Source organism: Vibrio sp. M260112 (assembly GCF_036533775.1).
Lineage (GTDB): Bacteria > Pseudomonadota > Gammaproteobacteria > Enterobacterales > Vibrionaceae > Vibrio.
Genome location: NZ_JATABH010000169.1, coordinates 1 through 821, shown reverse-complemented (window position 1 = coordinate 821; position 821 = coordinate 1). Strand labels below are relative to the sequence as shown.

Below are 821 nucleotides of genomic sequence, written 5' to 3'. Positions count from 1 at the left end.
TGACGACTGGTCTGTTGATGCGTTTCTAGCGTGCTGGGGTTAGTAATGGTCACCTTTAAGTCATTTATCGGTTCATCGTTTTCGCTACGAAACTCAACCTCTAACCAATTGACTGCGGGGTTACACAATACGCAGTGATTGTACATTTCAATCGCCATTACGCTTCTCCTTGCAATTGGTGATACAGGGTTTTTAATCCAAACAGCAATTCATCATCTCGTAGCCCAACAATGGTTTTTTGAATCGACACCTGATCCAGGAAGGCTTGCTTATGGGTAGTGATAATACTGGCCGTTAGTGCTTTCTCTTGTAGGGTCTGCTTTTGACTATCTGGTGCTAATTCCATTGCCGTAAAATGTGCTTGAAAGGCGCTATCAAAGTGCGGCATGTTGTGGTCAATTCTTGTTTCCATCAGTTGAGACTGATTCTGCCAGAGCCAGCTTTCTACGTTATGACTCAGCAATGGTACATTAGCTGTGTTATCAATGTGGTGCTCTTTAATTATCCACCAAGGCGTATTTTGATCTTGAGCCAAAGTTTGCTGGGTGGGGACGTCTGCTTGCCAGCTTTGCCACTGCTGATTGTAGTGGATTAATACACTGTGATTCCTGAGTAACTGACTGACTTCTTCAGGGAGTAAACGCGGCAGCATTGCGCCAATATAAGCGGGGTTATAGAAAGAAAAAAAGACGCGTTCACCGAGTAACATTGCTTGAAACAGGCTCGCTAAATGGGCGCGAAGCTCTTTTTGAACAGAGTCGGTACTGACAATAATACCGCTTTGTGCATGGTCATCTTGCTGCCACCATTCTATAAACTGT

General features: G+C 44.3%; 1 protein-coding gene. It reads right to left on the bottom strand.

All coding sequences use genetic code 11. The features are described from left to right. Positions 1-157: 157 nt before the first annotated feature. Positions 158-821 (bottom strand): DUF4123 domain-containing protein (locus QTN95_RS20870; RefSeq protein WP_331418881.1); only part of this gene is annotated, 664 nt, incomplete at its 5' end.